1 protein-coding gene is annotated in these 701 nt (G+C 62.8%); it reads right to left on the bottom strand.

Annotated features, from left to right (window positions below; genetic code table 11):
* A partial coding sequence (gene dnaJ / locus AB1462_RS31460) for a molecular chaperone DnaJ (protein ID WP_367248967.1) occupies positions 1 to 701 on the bottom strand: 701 nt, incomplete at both ends.

Genomic DNA, 701 nt, shown 5'->3' with positions numbered 1-701 from the left:
AGCGTCGTCACCTCGAACTGACCGCCAAGGGCAGCAGTCGTCATCGAGATCGGCACCTTGCAATAAAGGTCCGCCCCGTCGCGCTGGAAGAACTCGTGCGGCTTCACCGACAGGAAAATATAAAGGTCGCCAGAAGGCCCGCCTCGCATTCCCGCTTCGCCTTCATTGGCGAGCCGGATGCGGGTGCCATCTTCAATGCCTGCCGGAATGTTGACGGAGAGCGAACGTTCCTCTGTCACGCGGCCCTGGCCCGCGCATTTCGGGCAAGGATCCTTGATCGTCTGGCCGCGGCCGTGGCATTGCGGGCAGGTGCGCTCGACTGAGAAGAAACCTTGTGCGGCGCGGACACGACCGGCGCCCGCACACATCGAACATGTTGCGGGCTGCGTGCCGGGCTTCGCGCCGGAGCCTGAGCATTCGTCGCAGGCGATCGAGGCCGGAACCCTGATCTGCGCCGTCTTGCCATTAAATGCTTCTTCCAGCGAGATTTCCATATTGTAGCGCAGATCGGCACCGCGCTCGCGACCGCCGGAAGAGCGGCGCTGGCGTCCGCCCATCATGTCGCCAAAAATGTCTTCGAAAATATCCGCGAAACCGCCGCCGCCGAAGCCATTCTGCTGGAAGCCCGCGCCGCCGCCATTTTCAAAGGCCGCATGGCCGAAACGGTCATAGGCAGCGCGCTTCTGCGGGTCCTTCAGACA

The sequence above is a fragment of the Pseudomonas sp. SB113 genome, from assembly GCF_040754745.1.
In the GTDB taxonomy this organism is placed as follows: domain Bacteria; phylum Pseudomonadota; class Gammaproteobacteria; order Pseudomonadales; family Pseudomonadaceae; genus Aquipseudomonas; species Aquipseudomonas grimontii.
Note: the sequence above shows the minus strand (reverse complement) of the source record. Positions and strands in the feature narration are given on the sequence as shown.